The organism is Delftia sp. UME58, from assembly GCF_014170385.1.
GTDB classification, from domain to species: Bacteria; Pseudomonadota; Gammaproteobacteria; order Burkholderiales; family Burkholderiaceae_C; genus Comamonas; species Comamonas acidovorans.
On record NZ_LZZV01000038.1, the window covers coordinates 1 to 16,039 of the forward strand.

The following is a 16,039-nucleotide window of genomic DNA, read 5'->3' on the forward strand; positions in this document are numbered from 1 at the left end:
GACGGAGGGGAAGCCTGGGGGCCTTGATCTGGCGCGGCGGAGGAGGCAGGGGTATTCAAACGGGAATCCACCATGGTCAGAAGTTGAAGCCCAGGCGCAGGTGCAGGCGCAGCTGTTTTTCCTGGGCGCCCCAGGCGATGTCGGCCTGCACGGGTCCCACGGGGCTGCGCCAGCGCAGGCCGGTGCCCACGCCCACGCGCATGTACATGGAGTCGGGCGCATCGCCCACGGTGCCGGCGTCCAGGAAGACGGCGTGCTCCCAGTCCTGCGTGTTGCCCTTGATGACGATGGGCCGCTGCCACTCGATGCTGCCCACGGCCATGTAGCGCCCGCCGATGACCTTGCCGCTGTCGGTGCGCGCACCGATGCTCTGGTAGCCGTAGCCGCGCACGGTGTTGTCGCCGCCCGTGATGAACAGCTGGGTGACGGGCAGGTCGGCATCCTTGCGTGCCAGCAAGGCACCGCCCGAGGCGCGCAGCGCAAGGCGGCTGCGGCGCTTGGTCTCGGGATCGACCTCGCCGATGGGAATCAGGCTGAGCCAGCGGCCCGAGACGCGGCCGAACGGCGTGCGCTGGGGCGTGAGCGTGGTGCCCGCGCCGACTTCCCAGGCAAAGCCGAAGCCCGAGGAGGGCGCCAGCGTGCTGTCGAAGTAGCGGCCCGTCCAGCCGTAGTTGGCCGTGACCGACGAGCTGGACGGGGGCGCGCCCTCGCCCTGGGTCTTGGCGTAGTCGTACTGCAGGTAGTAGTTGCGGTCGATGTGGTCTTCGGACTTGGTGCGGCCGGCGCGCAGCTGCAGGCTGTTGACATCGAAGTCGCCCGAGGGCGCGCGCTCGGCCTTGGCCGTGGTGAACCAGCGCCACAGGGTTTCATCGGGCAGGGCGGTCCACTGCGTGGAGATCAGCGGGTTCTTGCGGTCGAAGCGCATGCGCGTGACGGCACGCCAGCCCAGCCAGGGCAGGCGGTTGTGGATGTGGTCCACGCTCAGGCGCGGGCCGGTGTCGGTGCTCATGCCCACGCCGAAGACCCATTTCTGCATCTGGGCCTCGCGCACCTGGGCGATGACGGGCGTGGTGACCTGGGCGCCCTTGCGCTTGAGGGCCTCCTCATCCTCGGCGGCGCTTTCTCCCTGCTGGGGCACGTTGGCCAGCGTGAGGAAGACGGAGTCGTAGTAGCCGCTGCTGGCCAGGCGCAGCTGGGCATCGACCAGGGCGGTCTGGTCGTATTCCTCGCCCTCGGGCAGGCGTGCGATGCGGGCCGTGCCCACGGGGTCGTAGCGCTGGGCGCCTTCGATGCGCAGCGGGCCGAAGGTATAGGCCGGGCCGGGCGCATAGGCCACGCTGACATCGGCCTCATGCGTGTCGGCGTCGATGTCGGCCAGGCTGGAGTCGATGCGCGCCAGCGGGTAGCGGCGCGACTGCAGCGTGCGCAGGCCCTGGCTCTTGGCCTGGCTCCAGTTGGACTGGCTGAAGCGCTGGCCGGGCTGCAGCGGCCAGTCCTCTTCGATGGTGGCGCGCTGGGAGGCGCCATCGGGATCATCGGCATTGACGCCCGCAAAGCGCACCTGGCTGCGCGCAATGGTGGCGGGCTCGCCCGGGTCCACCTTGACGGTGACCTGCAGCGGGGCCTCTTCGGATTCGGGCGTTTCCTTGATCTCCACCGTGACCGTGGGGCTGAAGTAGCCCAGCGTGCCGATCAGGTCGCGCACGTTGGCGTCGGTGGCGCCCAGCAGCCGCGTGAGTTCGCGCCGCTGCAGATCGCTCTGGTAGCGGTAGCGGCGCAGTTCGAGGTGCTTTTCCAGCAGCTCGCGCACTTCCTTGGGCGCATCGACGACGAGCGAGAAGGCCGGGTCGCCGGTCGCTGCAATCAGCGAAGGGTCCGTGTCCTTGTCATCATTCTTGGACGGCAGGAGGCTGCAGCCACCGAGCATCAGGGCTGCACTCAACAGAAACAAAAACGCCGGCCCTCGGGCCGGCGCTGTCGCGGGGGGGAGCTTGGGCATCGGCCTATTTTGACAGCAGGCGCATGGCGTCTTCCAGACCTTTGAGTGTCAAAGGGTACATGCGGTTGCCAGTGAGCTGCTGGATGATGCTGATGCTCTGGCGGTACTGCCAGACGCCGGGCGGCTCGGGGTTGATCCAGGCAAAGCGCGGGAAGGCATGCGTCAGGCGCTGCAGCCATTCGGCGCCGGGCTCCTCGTTCATGTACTCCACGCTGCCGCCGGGCTGCAGGATCTCGTAGGGGCTCATGGTGGCGTCGCCCACGAAGATCAGCTTGTAGTCCTTGTTGTACTTGCGGATGATGTCCCAGGTCGGGAACTTCTCGGCGAAGCGGCGGCGGTTGTTCTTCCACATGAAGTCGTAGACGCAGTTGTGGAAGTAGTAGAACTCCAGGTGCTTGAACTCGCTCTTGACGGCGGAGAACAACTCTTCCACGCGCTGCACATGCTCGTCCATGGTGCCGCCCACATCCATGAGCAGCAGCACCTTCACGTTGTTGTGGCGCTCCGGGATCATCTTGATGTCCAGGTAGCCCGCGTTGGCGGCCGTGCTGCGGATGGTGTCGGGCAGGTCCAGCTCCAGCTCGCCGCCTTCGCGGGCGAACTTGCGCAGCCGGCGCAGCGCGACCTTGATGTTGCGCGTGCCCAGCTCCTGCGTGTCGTCGTAGTCGCGGTAGGCGCGCTGCTCCCAGACCTTGACGGCGCTCTTGTTGCGGCCCGGCCCGCCGATGCGCACGCCGGCCGGGTTGTAGCCGCCGTGGCCGAAGGGGCTGGTGCCGCCCGTGCCTATCCATTTGTTGCCGCCTTCGTGCCGCTCCTTCTGCTCTTCGAGCCGCTTCTTGAGCGTCTCCATCAGCTCGTCCCAGCCCATGGCCTCGATGGCGGCCTTTTCCTCGGGCGAGAGCTCGCGCTCCAGCAGCTTCTTCAGCCAGTCCTGGGGGATTTCGCGCGTGAGGTCGGCCACCATCTCCACGCCCTTGAAGTAGGCGGCAAAGGCGCGGTCGTACTTGTCGTAGTGCTTCTCGTCCTTGACCAGCACGGTGCGGCCCAGGTGGTAGAAGTCGTCCAGGCTCCAGGCGTCGTCGCTCCTGGGGCCGACCACGCCGGCCTGCAGCGCCTCCAGCAGGGTCAGGAACTCCTTGACCGAGACGGGCAGCTTGGCCGCGCGCATGGTGTAGAAGAAGTCGATCAGCATGGCATCTCCCGAGGGCCCGGCGTACGCGCCCTCATGTGCGCGCCACGGCCGTGTTGCCGTCCGAATGGCGCTGCAACTGGTCCAGCAACTGGGCGCGCGACTCGGGCCATTCGCCGCTGCGCAGGCTGTACATCACGGTGTCGCGGATGGAGCCGTCGCGGCGCAGCGCGTGGCCGCGGATCACGCCGTCCTTCTTGGCCCCCAGGCGCTCGATGGCGCGCTGGCTGGCGAAGTTGAAGCAGTCCGTGCGCCAGCCCACCACATGGCAGGACAGCGTGTCGAACGCATGGCCCATGAGCATGAGCTTGGCCGAGGTGTTGACATGGGTGCGCTGCACGCTGCGCGCGTACCAGGTGTAGCCGATCTCCACCCGGCGCACCTCGGGCAGGATGTCGTGGTAGCTGCTGGTGCCCAGCACCTTGCCGCTGTCGTCGTCCAGCACGGCAAAGGCGAAACGCTTGCCCAGGCTGCGCTGCTCCAGGGCGGCTTCGATATAGGCACGCACGTCAGCGGGCTCGGGCGCCGAGGTCACGCGAATGCGCCACAGCTGGCCGTCCTGCACGGCCTCGCGCAGCCCGGCTTCATGGGCGAGGGCCAGGGGCTCCAGCCGCACGCCGTTGAAGCGCATGACCACGGGTCGCACAAAGCCCTGGTGCGCCACCGCGCCGGCCACGGGAATGGTCGTCACCTGGCCGGTGAGGGCCGGCACGCCCGTGTCGTTGGTGTGTTCGGGATGGGGCATGGGCGCAGGCCTCAGCGGTTGCGCTGGTTCATGAAGACCAGCTTCTCGAACAGGCTCACATCCTGCTCGTTCTTGAGCAGGGCGCCCACCAGCGGCGGCACGGCGACCTTGCCCTCGGCGGTCTGCAGCGACTCCACGGGAATGTCCTCGGCCACCAGCAGCTTGAGCCAGTCGATCAGCTCGCTGGTGGAGGGCTTCTTCTTGAGGCCGGGCAGGTTGCGCACGTCGTAGAACACCTTCATCGCGGCGGCCAGCAGCTCGCCCTGCAGCTTGGGGAAGTGCACGGCCACGATCTGGCGCATGGTGTCGGCGTCGGGGAACTTGATGTAGTGGAAGAAGCAGCGGCGCAGGAAGGCGTCGGGCAGCTCCTTTTCGTTGTTGGAGGTGATGAACACCAGCGGCCGGTGCTTGGCGCGGATCATCTCGCGCGTCTCGTAGCAGTAGAACTCCATGCGGTCGATCTCGCGCAGCAGGTCGTTCGGGAATTCGATGTCGGCCTTGTCGATCTCGTCGATCAGCAGGGCCACGGGCCGGTCGGCCGTGAAGGCCTGCCACAGCACGCCCTTGATGATGTAGTTGTGGATGTCCTTGACGCGCTCGCCGCCGTCGATGTCGGACAGCTGCGAGTCGCGCAGGCGGCTGACGGCGTCGTATTCGTACAGGCCCTGCTGTGCCTTGGTGGTGGACTTGATGTGCCACTGCAGCAGCGGCATGTCCAGCGCGGCGGCCACTTCCTCGGCCAGCATGGTCTTGCCCGTGCCGGGCTCCCCCTTGACCAGCAGCGGGCGCTGCAAGGTGGCTGCGGCATTCACCGCGAGCATCAAATCCTGGGTGGCGACGTAGTTCTCGGAACCTTGAAATTTCATGGGCGGTATCAGCGTAAGTATTGATGGGGACGCTTGACGGTGACTGCCATAATCGTTCGCGCTACCCGCTCAGCAGTAGGCATCCGTCAGAACTCTTGAAGGATTGTGCGCGCAAAATGATAAAAACTTTGACCACGGTATTGGCGCTGACTGTCGCATCTGTGACCCCTGTGGCACAGGCCCAGCAAAGCAAAGGTGACGCAAAGGCAGGGGAGGGGAAGATCGCCATGTGCATTGGCTGCCATGGCATCCAGGGCTACCAGGCCAGCTTCCCCGAGGTGTACAAGGTCCCCAAGATTTCAGGACAGGGCGCACCCTACATCGTGGCCGCGCTGCAGGCCTACCAGAAGGGCGAGCGCAAGCATCCCACCATGCGCGGCATCGCCGATCCGCTGACCGAGCAGGACATGGCCGACGTGGCCGCCTACTATGCCGAGCATGGCGTGGCCAAGGCCGCCGACGCCAAGGTCCGCGAGCCCAGCACCCAGGTCGCCGCGCTGCTGCAAAAGGGGGCCTGCGTCTCCTGCCACGGCCAGGGTTTTTCCAAGCCCATCGACCCCAGCTACCCGAAGGTGGCGGGCCAGTATGCGGACTATCTGTACTCCGCCCTGAAGTCCTACAAGACCGAAGGCAACCCCCACATCGGCCGCAGCAACGGCGTGATGGCCGGCATTGCCAAGCAGTTCACCAACAGCGAACTCAAGGCGCTGGCCAACTACATCGGCAGCCTGGATGGCGAGCTGCAGACCCTGCCCCAGCCGCATTTCCGCCTGGGCCAGAAATCGCAGTGAATCGCGCGTTGCCCTATACCCCATAGCAAAAGCCCGCAATCGCGGGCTTTGTCTTGAGGGTGATGCACAGAGGTGCTATGCGCCGCCCGTGGCCTTGGCGCCGTCGCTGGTGGCGCGGCGCTGCACGGCGGCAATGTAGGCCTCGCCATCCGGGGGGCGGCCCGAACGCTGGCTTTCCCAGAGCATCTGCCCCAGGCATTCCATGGTGGCGTGGTGGGCGTCGTGCAGCGAGTCCAGGCGGCGGCTGAGCAGCTCCACGGCCTGGCGTATGCCGCGCGGCTGATCGATGCTGCACTGCTCGCTGATGGACAGGTGCATGGACAGGTGCAAAAACGGATTGGTCACGCCGGGCGTGGCGTCGTAGTCGCGCAGCAGGGCGGCGTCCACGTCGGCGAGGTCATCGAAATACTCGGGATGCTCGGCAATCCAGAGGCTGGCCAGCGTCTCTATGGCCTCCATCGGCGCGCCGTTCAGCATCTTGGTGCGCACGCCGCAGAAAAAGCGCCGCACATCGGCTTGGGTGGGGTTGAACATGGTGGCGCGCAGCGTAGCACGCAGCCCTTTTGGGCGGGCACGCAAGGACTTTGCCGAGGGCCCGCCCCAAGAACGGGATCAGATCACTTCAAAGACCTTGCCGGTCTGCGCCCCCTCGATGCTGCGCTGGTAGGCCAGGGCCACGCGCGCTGCGGGCACGGTCTCGAAGCCGGGGAAGAGCGACCCATAGGCCTGGGCCGATTCGGTCAGCAGCGTGGGGCTCACGGCATTGATGCGCAGGCCGCGCTGCAATTCGACCGCAGCGCCGGTGACGAAGCCGTGGAGGGCCGCATTCACCGTCGATGCATTGGCGCCGTGGCGGATGGGCTCGGTGGCGGCGACGCCGCTGGTCAGCGTGATGGAGCCGCCGTCGCGCAGCCAGCGCTGTCCCAGCAGGGCCAGCCGCACCTGGCCCAGCAGCTTGTCCTGCAGGCCGGAGTTGAACTGCTCGGCCGTCATCTCGGACAGCGGGCCGAAGTGCAGCTTGCCGGCCGTGCTGACGATGGCGTCCACCTGGCCGGCGGCTTCGAACATTTTCTGCAGCGTCTCGGGCTGCGTGAAGTCGGCGCGCAGGTCGCCGCTGTTGCGGCCCACGGTGACGATCTCATGGCGCGGGGCCAGCAGGGCGTGGACGGCGCGGCCGATGGTGCCGGTGGCACCGATGAGCAGGATCTTCATGCGGTTTCTTTCAGAAGAAGTGAACAGGCCTGCAGTGTTTTGCAAATTGCCTATGCCATAAAGTAGCCAAATCTTTTTGTACTACTAAGCATTGGTTAGCAATCCATGGACAAGCTGCGCAATATGGAGGTCTTCATGGCCGTGGTCGAGGACGGCAGCTTTGCCCAGGCCGCGCGGCGCCTGGACATCTCGGCCGTGATGGTGGGCAAGCATGTGCAGCAACTGGAAGCCCACCTGGGCGCGCGCCTGCTGCAGCGCACCACGCGGCGCCACAGCCTGACCGAGGTGGGTCGCAGCTTCTACGAGGACAGCCGCCAGGTCTTCGAGCAGTTGCGCTGGGCCGAGTCTGCCGTGGAGCGCAGCCGCAGTGCCCCGCAGGGCCTGCTGCGCATCAGCGCGCCGACCACGCTGGGCAACCATGTGATCGCGCCGCTGGTGGCCGACTACCAGCTGGCCAATCCGCTGGTGCGCGTGGACCTGCAACTGAGCGACGGCATGGCCGACCTGGTGGGCGAGAACATCGACGTGGCCGTGCGCATCGGCCCCGTGGGAGGCGAAGGCCTGGTGGCGCGGCCGCTGCAGCCCTATCGCATGGTGATCGCGGCGGCGCCCTCGTACCTGCGGCGGCGCGGGCATCCGCGTGGCGTGGACGATCTGGCGCGCCATGACTGCCTGAGCTACGCGGTCTGGCAGCGCCGCTCGGAATGGATTCTGCGCGGCGACGGCTCGGGTTCGGTGCAGTGGCCCGAAGACGCCCGCCTGCGCTGCAACAGCGGCGACGGGCTGCGCCATGCGGCGCTGCGCGGCCTGGGCCTGATCCTGCAGCCCGAGGTGCTGCTGGCCGCCGACATGGCCGCGGGCCGGCTGGTGCCCGTGCTGCAGGACTGCGTGCCACTGCCGCGCCCGGTGCACCTGGTCTATCTGCCGGACCGCCGCCAGCTGCCCAAGCTGGCGCAGTTCGTGGACCACATGGTGCGGGCGCTGGGCGCGGCCTGAGGCCCGGTTTTCAGGGGCCGGGCGGCGGCGGGGCTTCCTGCGGCGCCTGGTCCTTCTCCTGCTGCGCCTGGGCCTCCTGCCGCTCCTTGGCCATCTGCTCGACCAGTTGCTGGCGGCCCTGCTTGGCCACGGCAATGAGCTGGGCCTGGTCCTTGTGGTGAGGGTACATGCGCTCGATCAGCTCCAGGTTGTGCTCCCGAAAGCGCGTGGTGGTGCGCTGGGCCTCGGCAGGGCTGTGGCCCGCAAGTTCCAGCACGGTGCGGGCCGAGACCAGGCTGGACTCGAAGACTTCGCGCTCGACATGGTGCACGCCCAGGTCGCGCAACTGGTACCAGTGCGCCATGTCGCGCGCGCGGGCCACGATCTCCAGATGCGGAAAGCGCTTGCGCACGCGGGCGGCGATCTTCAGCGACTGCTCGGAAGAGTCCACGGCAATGACCAGCACCCGCGCCTTGTCCGCGCCGGCAATGCGCAGCAGGTCCATGCGCGTGGCATCGCCGAAGAACACGCGGTAGCCGAAGGTGTGGGCCACCTCCAGCATCTCCACGCTGTGGTCGAGGATGGTGGCCGGCACGCCCTGGGTCAGCAGCACGCGTGCCACGATCTGGCCGTAGCGGCCAAAGCCCGCAATGATGATTTGCGCGTCCTGCGGCTCCGAGATCTCATGGGGCCTGGCAGTCTGGCCCGCGCCGTCGACCTGGCAATCCTTCATGTCGGCAAAGCGCTTGAGCAGCAGCTTGTCCAGCAGCACCAGCACCAGCGGGCCGACCAGCATGGACAGCGCCACGGCGGCCACCAGCATGGACGAGATGCTGTGATGGAACACCTTGTACTGCGCCGCCGTCTGGAACACCACGAAGGCGAACTCCCCGCCCTGGGCCAGCAGCAGGGTGAACACCGGGCGCTCGCGCCAGGGCAGCTTCAGCACGCGGGCCAGGGTGTAGAGCACGGCACCCTTGAGCGCCAGAAAGCCCAGCACCATGGCCGCCATGGCCCAGGGCGCGCGCAGCAGCACGCCGAAGTCGATGCTCATGCCCACGGCCATGAAGAACAGGCCCAGCAGCAGGCCCTTGAAGGGCTCGATGTTGGTCTCCAGCTCGCTGCGGTACTCGCTGTCGGCCAGCAGCACGCCGGCCAGGAAGGCGCCCAGCGCCATGGACAGGCCCACCTGCACCATCAGCATGGCAATGCCCACCACCAGCAGCAGCGAGGTGGCCGTGAAGATCTCGGGCGTGCGGCTGCGCGCGATCCAGCGCAGCAGGGGGCGCAGCAGCAGGCGGCCGCCCACCACCACGGCGGCGATGGTGCCCACGGTCTTGAGCACCTGCAGCCACAGGTGGCTGTCGGTGTGCGTGGCATTGGCGGCCTTGACCGCGCCCAGGATGGGGATCAGCGCCAGGATGGGAATGGCGGCCACGTCCTGGAACAGCAGGATGGAGAAGCCGGCCTGGCCGCTGGGCGTGCGCATGAGGTTGCGCTCGGCCATGACCTGCAGGCAGATGGCCGTGGACGACAGGGCCAGGCCCATGCCCGCGATCAGGCTCACGCGCCAGGAAAAGCCGAAGGCCCAGGCCGCCAGGAACAGCACGCCCGTGCAGGCCAGCATCTGCGCCAGCCCCCATCCCAGGATGGGCCGGCGCAGCTCCCACAGGCGGCTGGGCTGCAGCTCCAGCCCGATCACGAAGAGCATCAGCACCACGCCGAACTCGGCAAAGTGAAGAATGTCATCCACATTGCTGACAAGCGACAGTCCCCAGGGGCCCATGGCAATACCGGCACCCAGGTAGCCAATGATGGCGCCCAGGCCCAGGGCACGCGCAATGGGCACGGCCAGCACGGCGGCGGTGAGATAGAGAAAGCCGTAGGTCAGCCAGATGGGGGCGCTGTGTTCCATGGGAGCTTGGGATCTTGGAGTTGGTGTTTACCCTGGGGTAATTGATTGTGTCACTCTCACAGCCGGGTCAGCTTCCTGACAGGGTTGAAAAATGCCCCCACGCTCCCCTTGCTGCGCAAGGTCCGCTGCCCCCCGAGGAGGCCGTTTTCATCTTGGGGCGGCCCGGCGATGAAAAATGGCCCCCACGCTCCCCTTGCTGCGCAAGGTCCGCTGGCCCCCGAGGGGGCCGTTTTCATCTTGGGGCGGCCCGGCGATGAAAAATGGCCCCCACGCTCCCCTTGCTGCGCAAGGTCCGCTGCCCCCCCGAGGGGCCGTTTCATCTTGGGGCGGCCCGGCGATGAAAAATGCCACCGAATGCTTCATCGCCCCATCCGGCTTTGCAGCGGCAGCGCGCCACATCGGCTGCGCAGTTTTAAGATGCCGGCCTGCTCCGTATTTTTAAGGTGTTTGGCATGGATTGGCATACTTGGATCGCCTACTTTGTGGCCTGCTGGATCATTGCGGTCTCCCCGGGCTCGGGCGCCGTGCTGTCCATGAGCCATGGCCTGTCGTATGGCGTGCGCAAGAGCAGCGCCACCATCTTCGGGCTGCAGCTGGGGCTGCTGACCATCTTGCTGATCGCCGGTGCGGGCGTGGGCTCGCTGCTGCTGGCCTCCGAGTGGGCGTTCAACGCCGTCAAGATCGTCGGCGCCTGCTATCTGATCTACCTGGGCATCAGCCAATGGCGCTCGGGTGCGGCTCCGCTGGCCACGCAGGAATCCATGCCCGAGCTCAGCGTGCGCCGCCGCGTGCTCACGGGCTTCCTGACCAATGCCACCAACCCCAAGGGCATCATCTTCATGGTGGCCGTGCTGCCCCAGTTCATGACCACCAGCCGCCCGCTGTGGCTGCAGTTGCTGATCCTGGCCGCCACCATGCTGGCCGTGGACACCATGGTCATGCACGGCTATGCGGCCAGCGCCAGCGCGTTGCGCGGCTTCATGCGCAGCGCGCGTGCCGTGCGCAGCCAGAACCGGGTCTTCGGCGCGCTGCTGATGGCCGTGGGCACGGGGCTGTTCTTCGTGCAGCGCGCCTCGCGCTGAGGCCCGCCCTGGGCTAACCCTAGGCTGTCGCGCGCCCGACACGGAGCGCGCGGCACCGGCCCCTACCATTTGGGGCATGAAAACCTTCCATTCCTATTCCGAAGTGCGTGCCTGCGTGGGGCAGGAAGTCGCCGTCAGCGACTGGATCACCATCACCCAGCAGCAGGTGCAGCTGTTCGCCGATGCCACGGGCGACCAGCAGTGGATCCATGTGGACCCCGAGCGTGCGTCCAAAGGCCCCTTCGGCGCGCCGATTGCGCATGGCTTTCTGACGCTGTCGCTGATTCCCCAGTTCTTTCAAAGCTGCTTTCACATCGAAGGCGCACAAATGGGCGTGAACTACGGCCTCAACCGCGTGCGCTTCACCTCCCCCGTGCCCGTGGGCAGCCGCCTGCGCGCTCGCCTGACGCTGCAGGCCGCCGAGCCCATCGAGCCCGGTGGCCTGCAGATGACCTGGCTGGTGACCGTGGAGCGCGAAGGCGCCGACAAGCCGGCCTGCGTGGCCGAGTCCGTGGCCCGCAACTATGGGGCTGCGCCCTGAATGAAAAAAGCCCGCAGGCGGCACCTGCGGGCTGGCTGCGTGGTGGCAGCGGTTGCTGGGGGATCGTCCGGCCGAGCGTATGGCTTCAGGCGCCGAAGTTCAGTTGGCCGGCGCGCTCTGCGGCGGCGGCTTCGCGGCGCACGTCATCGCGATTCACGCTGGTGGCAGCGGTGTTCTGGATGGGCAGGTAGCCTTCGGCGACGGAGGGCATGGTGCCATTGGCCTGGGCGGCCTTGAGGTCGGCAATGACCTGGGCGCGTGTCAGCGTGCCCTGGGTCTTCACTTCGGGCGGGTAGCTGCTGTTGTCGGCGTAGTCGAAGCCGGCGGCCTGGGCGGCGATGGCGGAGATGGAGAGGGCGGCCAGGACGGCAAAACGGCGGGTGTTCTTCATGATTCAAGTCCTTTGTTTTGTTTCTGGGACAGGGCGTTCTTTGCGGAAATCGCTTGGTAACGTAGAGCCCATGACTCAAATGTAGGGCGGCTTGGAATCAGGAAAAACCCTTGGATTGGCAATGCGCTTTTTCAGCCGTTGAAACAATCGGCCGGGAACTTTCTGCCCGGTCCGGCTGATCGCTCAGGCCGCGCCGGATGCTCCCTCGGACAGTGCGGCGCCGGCAAACTGCTGCTGGCGCCAGGCTTCAAACACCGTCACGGCCACGGCATTGGACAGGTTCAGGCTGCGCTGCTGCGGCAGCATGGGCAGGCGCAGGCGCTGCCGCGGCGGGAACTGCTCGCGCACTTCGGGGGGCAGGCCCTTGCTTTCGGAGCCGAACACCAGCCAGTCGCCGGGCTGGAAGCCGATGGCGTGGGCGGGGCTGCTGCTGTGCGTGGTCATGGCGAACATGCGCTGGCGGTCCGGCTGGCAGTCCTGCAGGAAGGCCTGCCAGTCGGCATGGCGGCGCACGGGCGCGTACTCGTGGTAGTCCAGCCCGGCGCGGCGCATCAGGCGGTCTTCCATGGAAAAGCCCAGCGGCTCGATCAGGTGCAGGCTGCAGCCGGTGTTGGCGGCCAGACGGATCACATTGCCGGTGTTGGGCGGAATCTCCGGCGCGACGAGAACGATATGGAACATGGCCCGTATTGTCTCGCGCCGGCATATGCCCCCGGGCCCCGAACCCCCTCGGTCAGGGCGTGCGCGCCAGCACCAGGGCGCTGACCTCGGCCGCGCCTGCACGCCGCAGGCAGGTGGCCAATGCATGCAGGCTGGCGCCCGTGGTCATCACATCGTCGATCAGCAGGACCTTGCGGCCGCGCACATGGGGCAGTTGCGCTGGCGGCACCGCAAAGACCGTGCGCAGCTGGCGCAGGCGCAGGGTGCGCGGCAGGTCATGCTGGGCCTGTGCCGTGTGGGCGCGCTGCACGGCCTGGTGCCGCAGCTTGCCTCGGGTGGACGGGGTGGACAGCGCACGGGCCAGCACCAGGGCCTGGTGAAAGCCGCGTTCGCGCAGGCGCTGGGCAGACAGGGGCATGGGCAGCAGCAGATCGCATTGCGCCAGATGTTCGCGGGCACCGGGCTGCTCCAGCAGCAGGGCGGCCAGGCTGCGTGCCAGGCCGGTGTCTCCCCGGAATTTGAAGTCGCCGATCACCGTGTGCCAGGGATAGGCGTAGTCCAGCGCGGCAAGGCAGTGCGTCAGTGGCGGGGGCTTGACCAGGCAGGCGCCGCAGACCTGCTGGCCGCCGCTGGCGTCGTGGCCCGCTGGCAGCGGCATGGCACAAAGCCCGCAGCGCGCCAGCGGCCTGGCCCAGCGCAAGCGGCAGTCCTGGCACAGGCGCTGGGCAGGCCAGCGGCGGCAGATGGCGCACTGGCTGGGCAGGCCGGCGTGCCAGTGCGAAAGCCATGACGCAGGCAGGTTGGGCATGGAGTCAATATACTCGCGCCGCGTCCGCCACCCCTTTGCTCCGGGGCCGGGCGCCTGTCTTTCGAGGAGCCCGGATTCCCCGCCCAGCCATGTCCCACGAATTGCCCCCCACCATCGATCCGGCCGCCGCATTGCGCTGGCAGCAGGCCGCGCCTGTGGCCTCGCCGTGGCTGCATGAGGAGGTGGCGCGCCGCATGCAGGAGCGGCTGGACTGGATCGTCAAGCCGCCCCGGCGCTGGTGCCACTGGCAGCCCGTGCGCGGCGGCCTGCAGGCCCATGCGCTGCTGCGCCAGCGCTATGCGCAGTCCGAATGCCTGGTCTACGAAGCCTCGCCCGCGCACGAGGCCGCGGCCCGCGAGCAGCTGGGCGCGCGCTGGTGGCAGCCCGCGCGCTGGACCGGGGGCGCAACGCAGTTTGGCGAGCCCGAGCCTGCCGGCGTGGACATGCTGTGGGCCAACATGGCCCTGCACCAGCAGGCCGACCCGCAGGCGCTGATCACGCGCTGGCACCAGGCGCTGTCCGTGGACGGCTATGTGATGTTCTCCTGCCTGGGGCCCGATACGCTACGCGAGCTGCACGCCATCTACGCCCAGCTGGGCTGGCCGCCCGCCGGCCAGGCCTTCACCGACATGCATGACTGGGGCGACATGCTGGTGCACGCAGGCTTCAGCGAGCCGGTGATGGACATGGAGCACATCACGCTGACCTTTGCCACGCCCGAGCGGCTGCTGCAGGAGCTGCGCGAGCTGGGCCGCAACTTCCATCCGCAGCGCTTTGCCGCGCTGCGCGGCCGCCGCTGGCAGCAGCGCCTGCACGATGCCCTGCGCGAGCGCCTGGCCGGCCCCGACGGGCAGCTGGCGCTGACCTTCGAGATCGTCTACGGCCATGCCTACAAGCCGCAGCCGCGCGTGCGCCTGGAGTCCAGCAGCGCCGTATCGCTGGAGGACATGCGCAGCATGCTGCGCCAGCCGCGCAACACGGGTTTGCGATAGCCCCAATGTCGCTTTCCGGTCATTGATCGAAAACAAAAACGTCTACACTTTTCCCGAGCTGACAGAGACAACAGCTTTTCCCTGGGCTCGCTTTCCCGGGCCGGGAAAAGACCAGCGGTCCGCAGGCCGAAAGGGGAGACGATTTGGTGTTTCGTTTTGCCACGGGAACGAGAACGGGCCGACCCATCCAGGAGCGGCCTGCCCACGAGTTTGATCATCACCGGCTGCAGCAGTGCCTGCTCCTCTGGGAGCGGGCACTGGTCTTTCTGTCCCTGCTATCCCCCCTTCTGCGTCGCATGCCGGGCCGCATGCTTCCCCTTTTCCAATCCGCCCCCGGTCTGCATGGCACACATGCACGGAATGGCCGGCGTGCGCGCATTCTTCCGTCCACCTTGCTGCTGTCCCCCGAATTCATGCGCCTGCAGGCGCAGGCGGGGATGGCTGCACGCCCGAATCCCGGTCCCGCGTCCGAGCTGCCGCTGATGCCGGCTGGCACGCTATTGGTGATTGCGCGCAGGCACATCTGCGGCGCTTTCATGCATGCTCGGACAGTTGAGGCCGGGAGTTGCCCTTTGGGCAGGCGTTGAACGGTCTGGCTGCGCGGCCCCCACGCCGGCGCAGCGGAGCGAGTGGATAACCCGAGGCTTAGATGTAAGTGAAAACTATGAAAAGCATTTCCACCAGGCTGGTTCTCTGGGGCTTGATGAGTGTGGCAGGGGGAGGCTCCCTTGCGCATGCGACGACAGATCTGCCAGGCGGCCCGGCCGTCAATCAGCTCAACCTTCATCCGGCGGTCACGCGCATCGCGCATGAGCAGCATTACCTGCACTGGATGATGCTGATCATCTGCACGGTGATCTTCATCGGCGTGTTCGCCGTGATGTTCTATTCGATCTGGAAGCACCGCAAATCGCGCGGCGCCAAGGCGGCGAACTTCCACGAATCGGCCACGGTCGAGGTGGTCTGGACCGTCGTGCCCTTCATCATCGTCGTGCTCATGGCGCTGCCGGCCACCAAGGTGCTGGTGGCGCAGAAGGACACCACCAACGCCGATGTCACCATCAAGGCCACGGGCTACCAGTGGAAATGGGGCTACGACTACATCAACGGCGAAGGCGAGGGCCTGAGCTTCATCTCCACGCTGGACAGCAGCCACCGCGCGCTGTCCGACAGCGGCGATGTCTCCAAGGCGCCCAACGACTACCTGCTCAAGGTGGACAACCCGCTGGTCGTGCCCGTGGACCGCAAGGTGCGCATCATCACCACGGCCAACGACGTGATCCACTCCTTCATGGTGCCGTCCTTCGGCATCAAGCAGGATGCGATCCCGGGCTTTGTGCGCGACACCTGGTTCCGTGCCGAGAAGACCGGAGACTACTACGGCCAGTGCGCCGAGTTGTGTGGCAAGGAGCATGCCTACATGCCCATCCACGTGAAGGTGCTGTCGAGCGACGGCTACAAGGCCTGGGTGGATGAGCAAAAGAAGATCGCCGCAGCCAAGAAGGACGACCCCAGCAAGGTCTGGAGCCTGCCCGACCTGATGGCACGCGGCGAGAAGGTCTATGCCGCCAACTGCGCGGCCTGCCACCAGGCCAACGGCAAGGGCGCCGGTCCCATCAAGCCGCTGGACGGCAGCCCCATCGTCCTGGGCCCCACGGCCGAGATGATGCATGTGGTGCTGGAAGGCCGTGCCAACGGCGCCATGCCCGCCTGGAAACAGCTGAGCGATACCGAGCTGGCCGCCGTGGTCACCTTTGCCAAGAACCACTGGTCCAACAAGACCGGCCAGCTGGTGCAGCCGGCCGAGTTCGTGGCCGCCCGCACCGGCAAGTTCCCTGCGCAGTGAGCACGCAAGACAGATGAGCGATTGGAG

At 67.0% G+C, this 16,039-nt stretch carries 16 protein-coding genes; 6 read left to right on the forward strand and 10 right to left on the reverse strand.

Features of this window, described 5'->3' with window-relative positions:
• Window positions 1-76 precede the first annotated feature (76 nt).
• From A9976_RS11370 to A9976_RS11385, 4 genes are all read right to left on the reverse strand, one after another.
• Window positions 77-1,927 carry an autotransporter assembly complex family protein gene (locus A9976_RS11370; RefSeq protein ID WP_043824435.1) on the reverse strand — a complete coding sequence of 617 codons (1,851 nt, stop codon included), beginning with the start codon at window positions 1,925-1,927 and terminating at the stop codon, window positions 77-79.
• 76 nt (window positions 1,928-2,003) lie between these two features.
• The gene (locus tag A9976_RS11375) at window positions 2,004-3,191 is read right to left on the reverse strand and encodes a VWA domain-containing protein (RefSeq protein WP_183019092.1); all 1,188 of its coding nucleotides are present in this window, start codon (window positions 3,189-3,191) and stop codon (window positions 2,004-2,006) included.
• Window positions 3,192-3,222: 31 nt separating this feature from the next.
• Window positions 3,223-3,933: a GNAT family N-acetyltransferase gene (locus A9976_RS11380; RefSeq protein WP_183019093.1), complete on the reverse strand. Its 711-nt coding sequence runs from the start codon at window positions 3,931-3,933 to the stop codon at window positions 3,223-3,225.
• A gap of 11 nt (window positions 3,934-3,944) precedes the next feature.
• Window positions 3,945-4,799, reverse strand: a complete 855-nt coding sequence (locus A9976_RS11385; RefSeq protein WP_183019094.1) for a MoxR family ATPase — start codon at window positions 4,797-4,799, stop codon at window positions 3,945-3,947.
• Window positions 4,800-4,915: 116 nt separating this feature from the next.
• On the opposite strand from A9976_RS11385, the gene A9976_RS11390 reads away from it, so the two are divergent.
• Complete coding sequence (locus tag A9976_RS11390; RefSeq protein ID WP_012203590.1) at window positions 4,916-5,590, forward strand: cytochrome c; 675 nt, start codon at window positions 4,916-4,918, stop codon at window positions 5,588-5,590.
• 75 nt (window positions 5,591-5,665) lie between these two features.
• Here A9976_RS11390 and A9976_RS11395 read toward each other — a convergent pair whose 3' ends face one another.
• Both A9976_RS11395 and A9976_RS11400 read right to left on the reverse strand, forming a co-directional pair.
• A complete protein-coding gene (locus tag A9976_RS11395; protein ID WP_012203591.1) occupies window positions 5,666-6,124 on the reverse strand; it encodes a DUF1841 family protein in 459 nt (152 codons plus the stop codon).
• A gap of 78 nt (window positions 6,125-6,202) precedes the next feature.
• Window positions 6,203-6,802, reverse strand: a complete 600-nt coding sequence (locus A9976_RS11400) for a short chain dehydrogenase (protein WP_183019095.1) — start codon at window positions 6,800-6,802, stop codon at window positions 6,203-6,205.
• 105 nt (window positions 6,803-6,907) lie between these two features.
• On the opposite strand from A9976_RS11400, the gene A9976_RS11405 reads away from it, so the two are divergent.
• The gene (locus A9976_RS11405) at window positions 6,908-7,798 is read left to right on the forward strand and encodes a LysR family transcriptional regulator (RefSeq protein WP_183019096.1); all 891 of its coding nucleotides are present in this window, start codon (window positions 6,908-6,910) and stop codon (window positions 7,796-7,798) included.
• 10 nt (window positions 7,799-7,808) lie between these two features.
• Here the strand turns inward: A9976_RS11405 and kefC are convergent, their stop codons facing one another.
• Complete coding sequence (kefC, locus tag A9976_RS11410) at window positions 7,809-9,692, reverse strand: glutathione-regulated potassium-efflux system protein KefC (RefSeq protein ID WP_183019097.1); 1,884 nt, start codon at window positions 9,690-9,692, stop codon at window positions 7,809-7,811.
• A gap of 452 nt (window positions 9,693-10,144) precedes the next feature.
• Here kefC and A9976_RS11415 point away from each other — a divergent pair, with 452 nt between their 5' ends.
• Together A9976_RS11415 and A9976_RS11420 are read left to right on the forward strand one after the other, a co-directional pair.
• Entirely contained in the window at window positions 10,145-10,774 is a 630-nt protein-coding gene (locus tag A9976_RS11415; RefSeq protein ID WP_012203595.1) for a LysE family transporter, read from the forward strand.
• A gap of 76 nt (window positions 10,775-10,850) precedes the next feature.
• A complete protein-coding gene (locus A9976_RS11420; protein WP_183019098.1) occupies window positions 10,851-11,315 on the forward strand; it encodes a MaoC family dehydratase in 465 nt (154 codons plus the stop codon).
• 85 nt (window positions 11,316-11,400) lie between these two features.
• Here the strand turns inward: A9976_RS11420 and A9976_RS11425 are convergent, their stop codons facing one another.
• The 3 genes from A9976_RS11425 to A9976_RS11435 form a co-directional block, all read right to left on the reverse strand.
• Window positions 11,401-11,706: a DUF4148 domain-containing protein gene (locus A9976_RS11425; RefSeq protein ID WP_183019099.1), complete on the reverse strand. Its 306-nt coding sequence runs from the start codon at window positions 11,704-11,706 to the stop codon at window positions 11,401-11,403.
• 183 nt (window positions 11,707-11,889) lie between these two features.
• Window positions 11,890-12,387: a tRNA (cytidine(34)-2'-O)-methyltransferase gene (locus A9976_RS11430; protein WP_183019100.1), complete on the reverse strand. Its 498-nt coding sequence runs from the start codon at window positions 12,385-12,387 to the stop codon at window positions 11,890-11,892.
• Window positions 12,388-12,439: 52 nt separating this feature from the next.
• Complete coding sequence (locus tag A9976_RS11435; protein WP_183019101.1) at window positions 12,440-13,174, reverse strand: phosphoribosyltransferase family protein; 735 nt, start codon at window positions 13,172-13,174, stop codon at window positions 12,440-12,442.
• An 89-nt stretch (window positions 13,175-13,263) separates the two neighbouring features.
• Between A9976_RS11435 and A9976_RS11440 the strand changes: the two genes are divergently transcribed.
• On the forward strand, window positions 13,264-14,166 hold the full coding sequence (locus tag A9976_RS11440) for a trans-aconitate 2-methyltransferase (protein ID WP_183019102.1): 903 nt from the start codon (window positions 13,264-13,266) through the stop codon (window positions 14,164-14,166).
• A gap of 664 nt (window positions 14,167-14,830) precedes the next feature.
• Entirely contained in the window at window positions 14,831-16,012 is a 1,182-nt protein-coding gene (coxB, locus tag A9976_RS11445; RefSeq protein ID WP_183019103.1) for a cytochrome c oxidase subunit II, read from the forward strand.
• Window positions 16,013-16,039 lie beyond the last annotated feature (27 nt).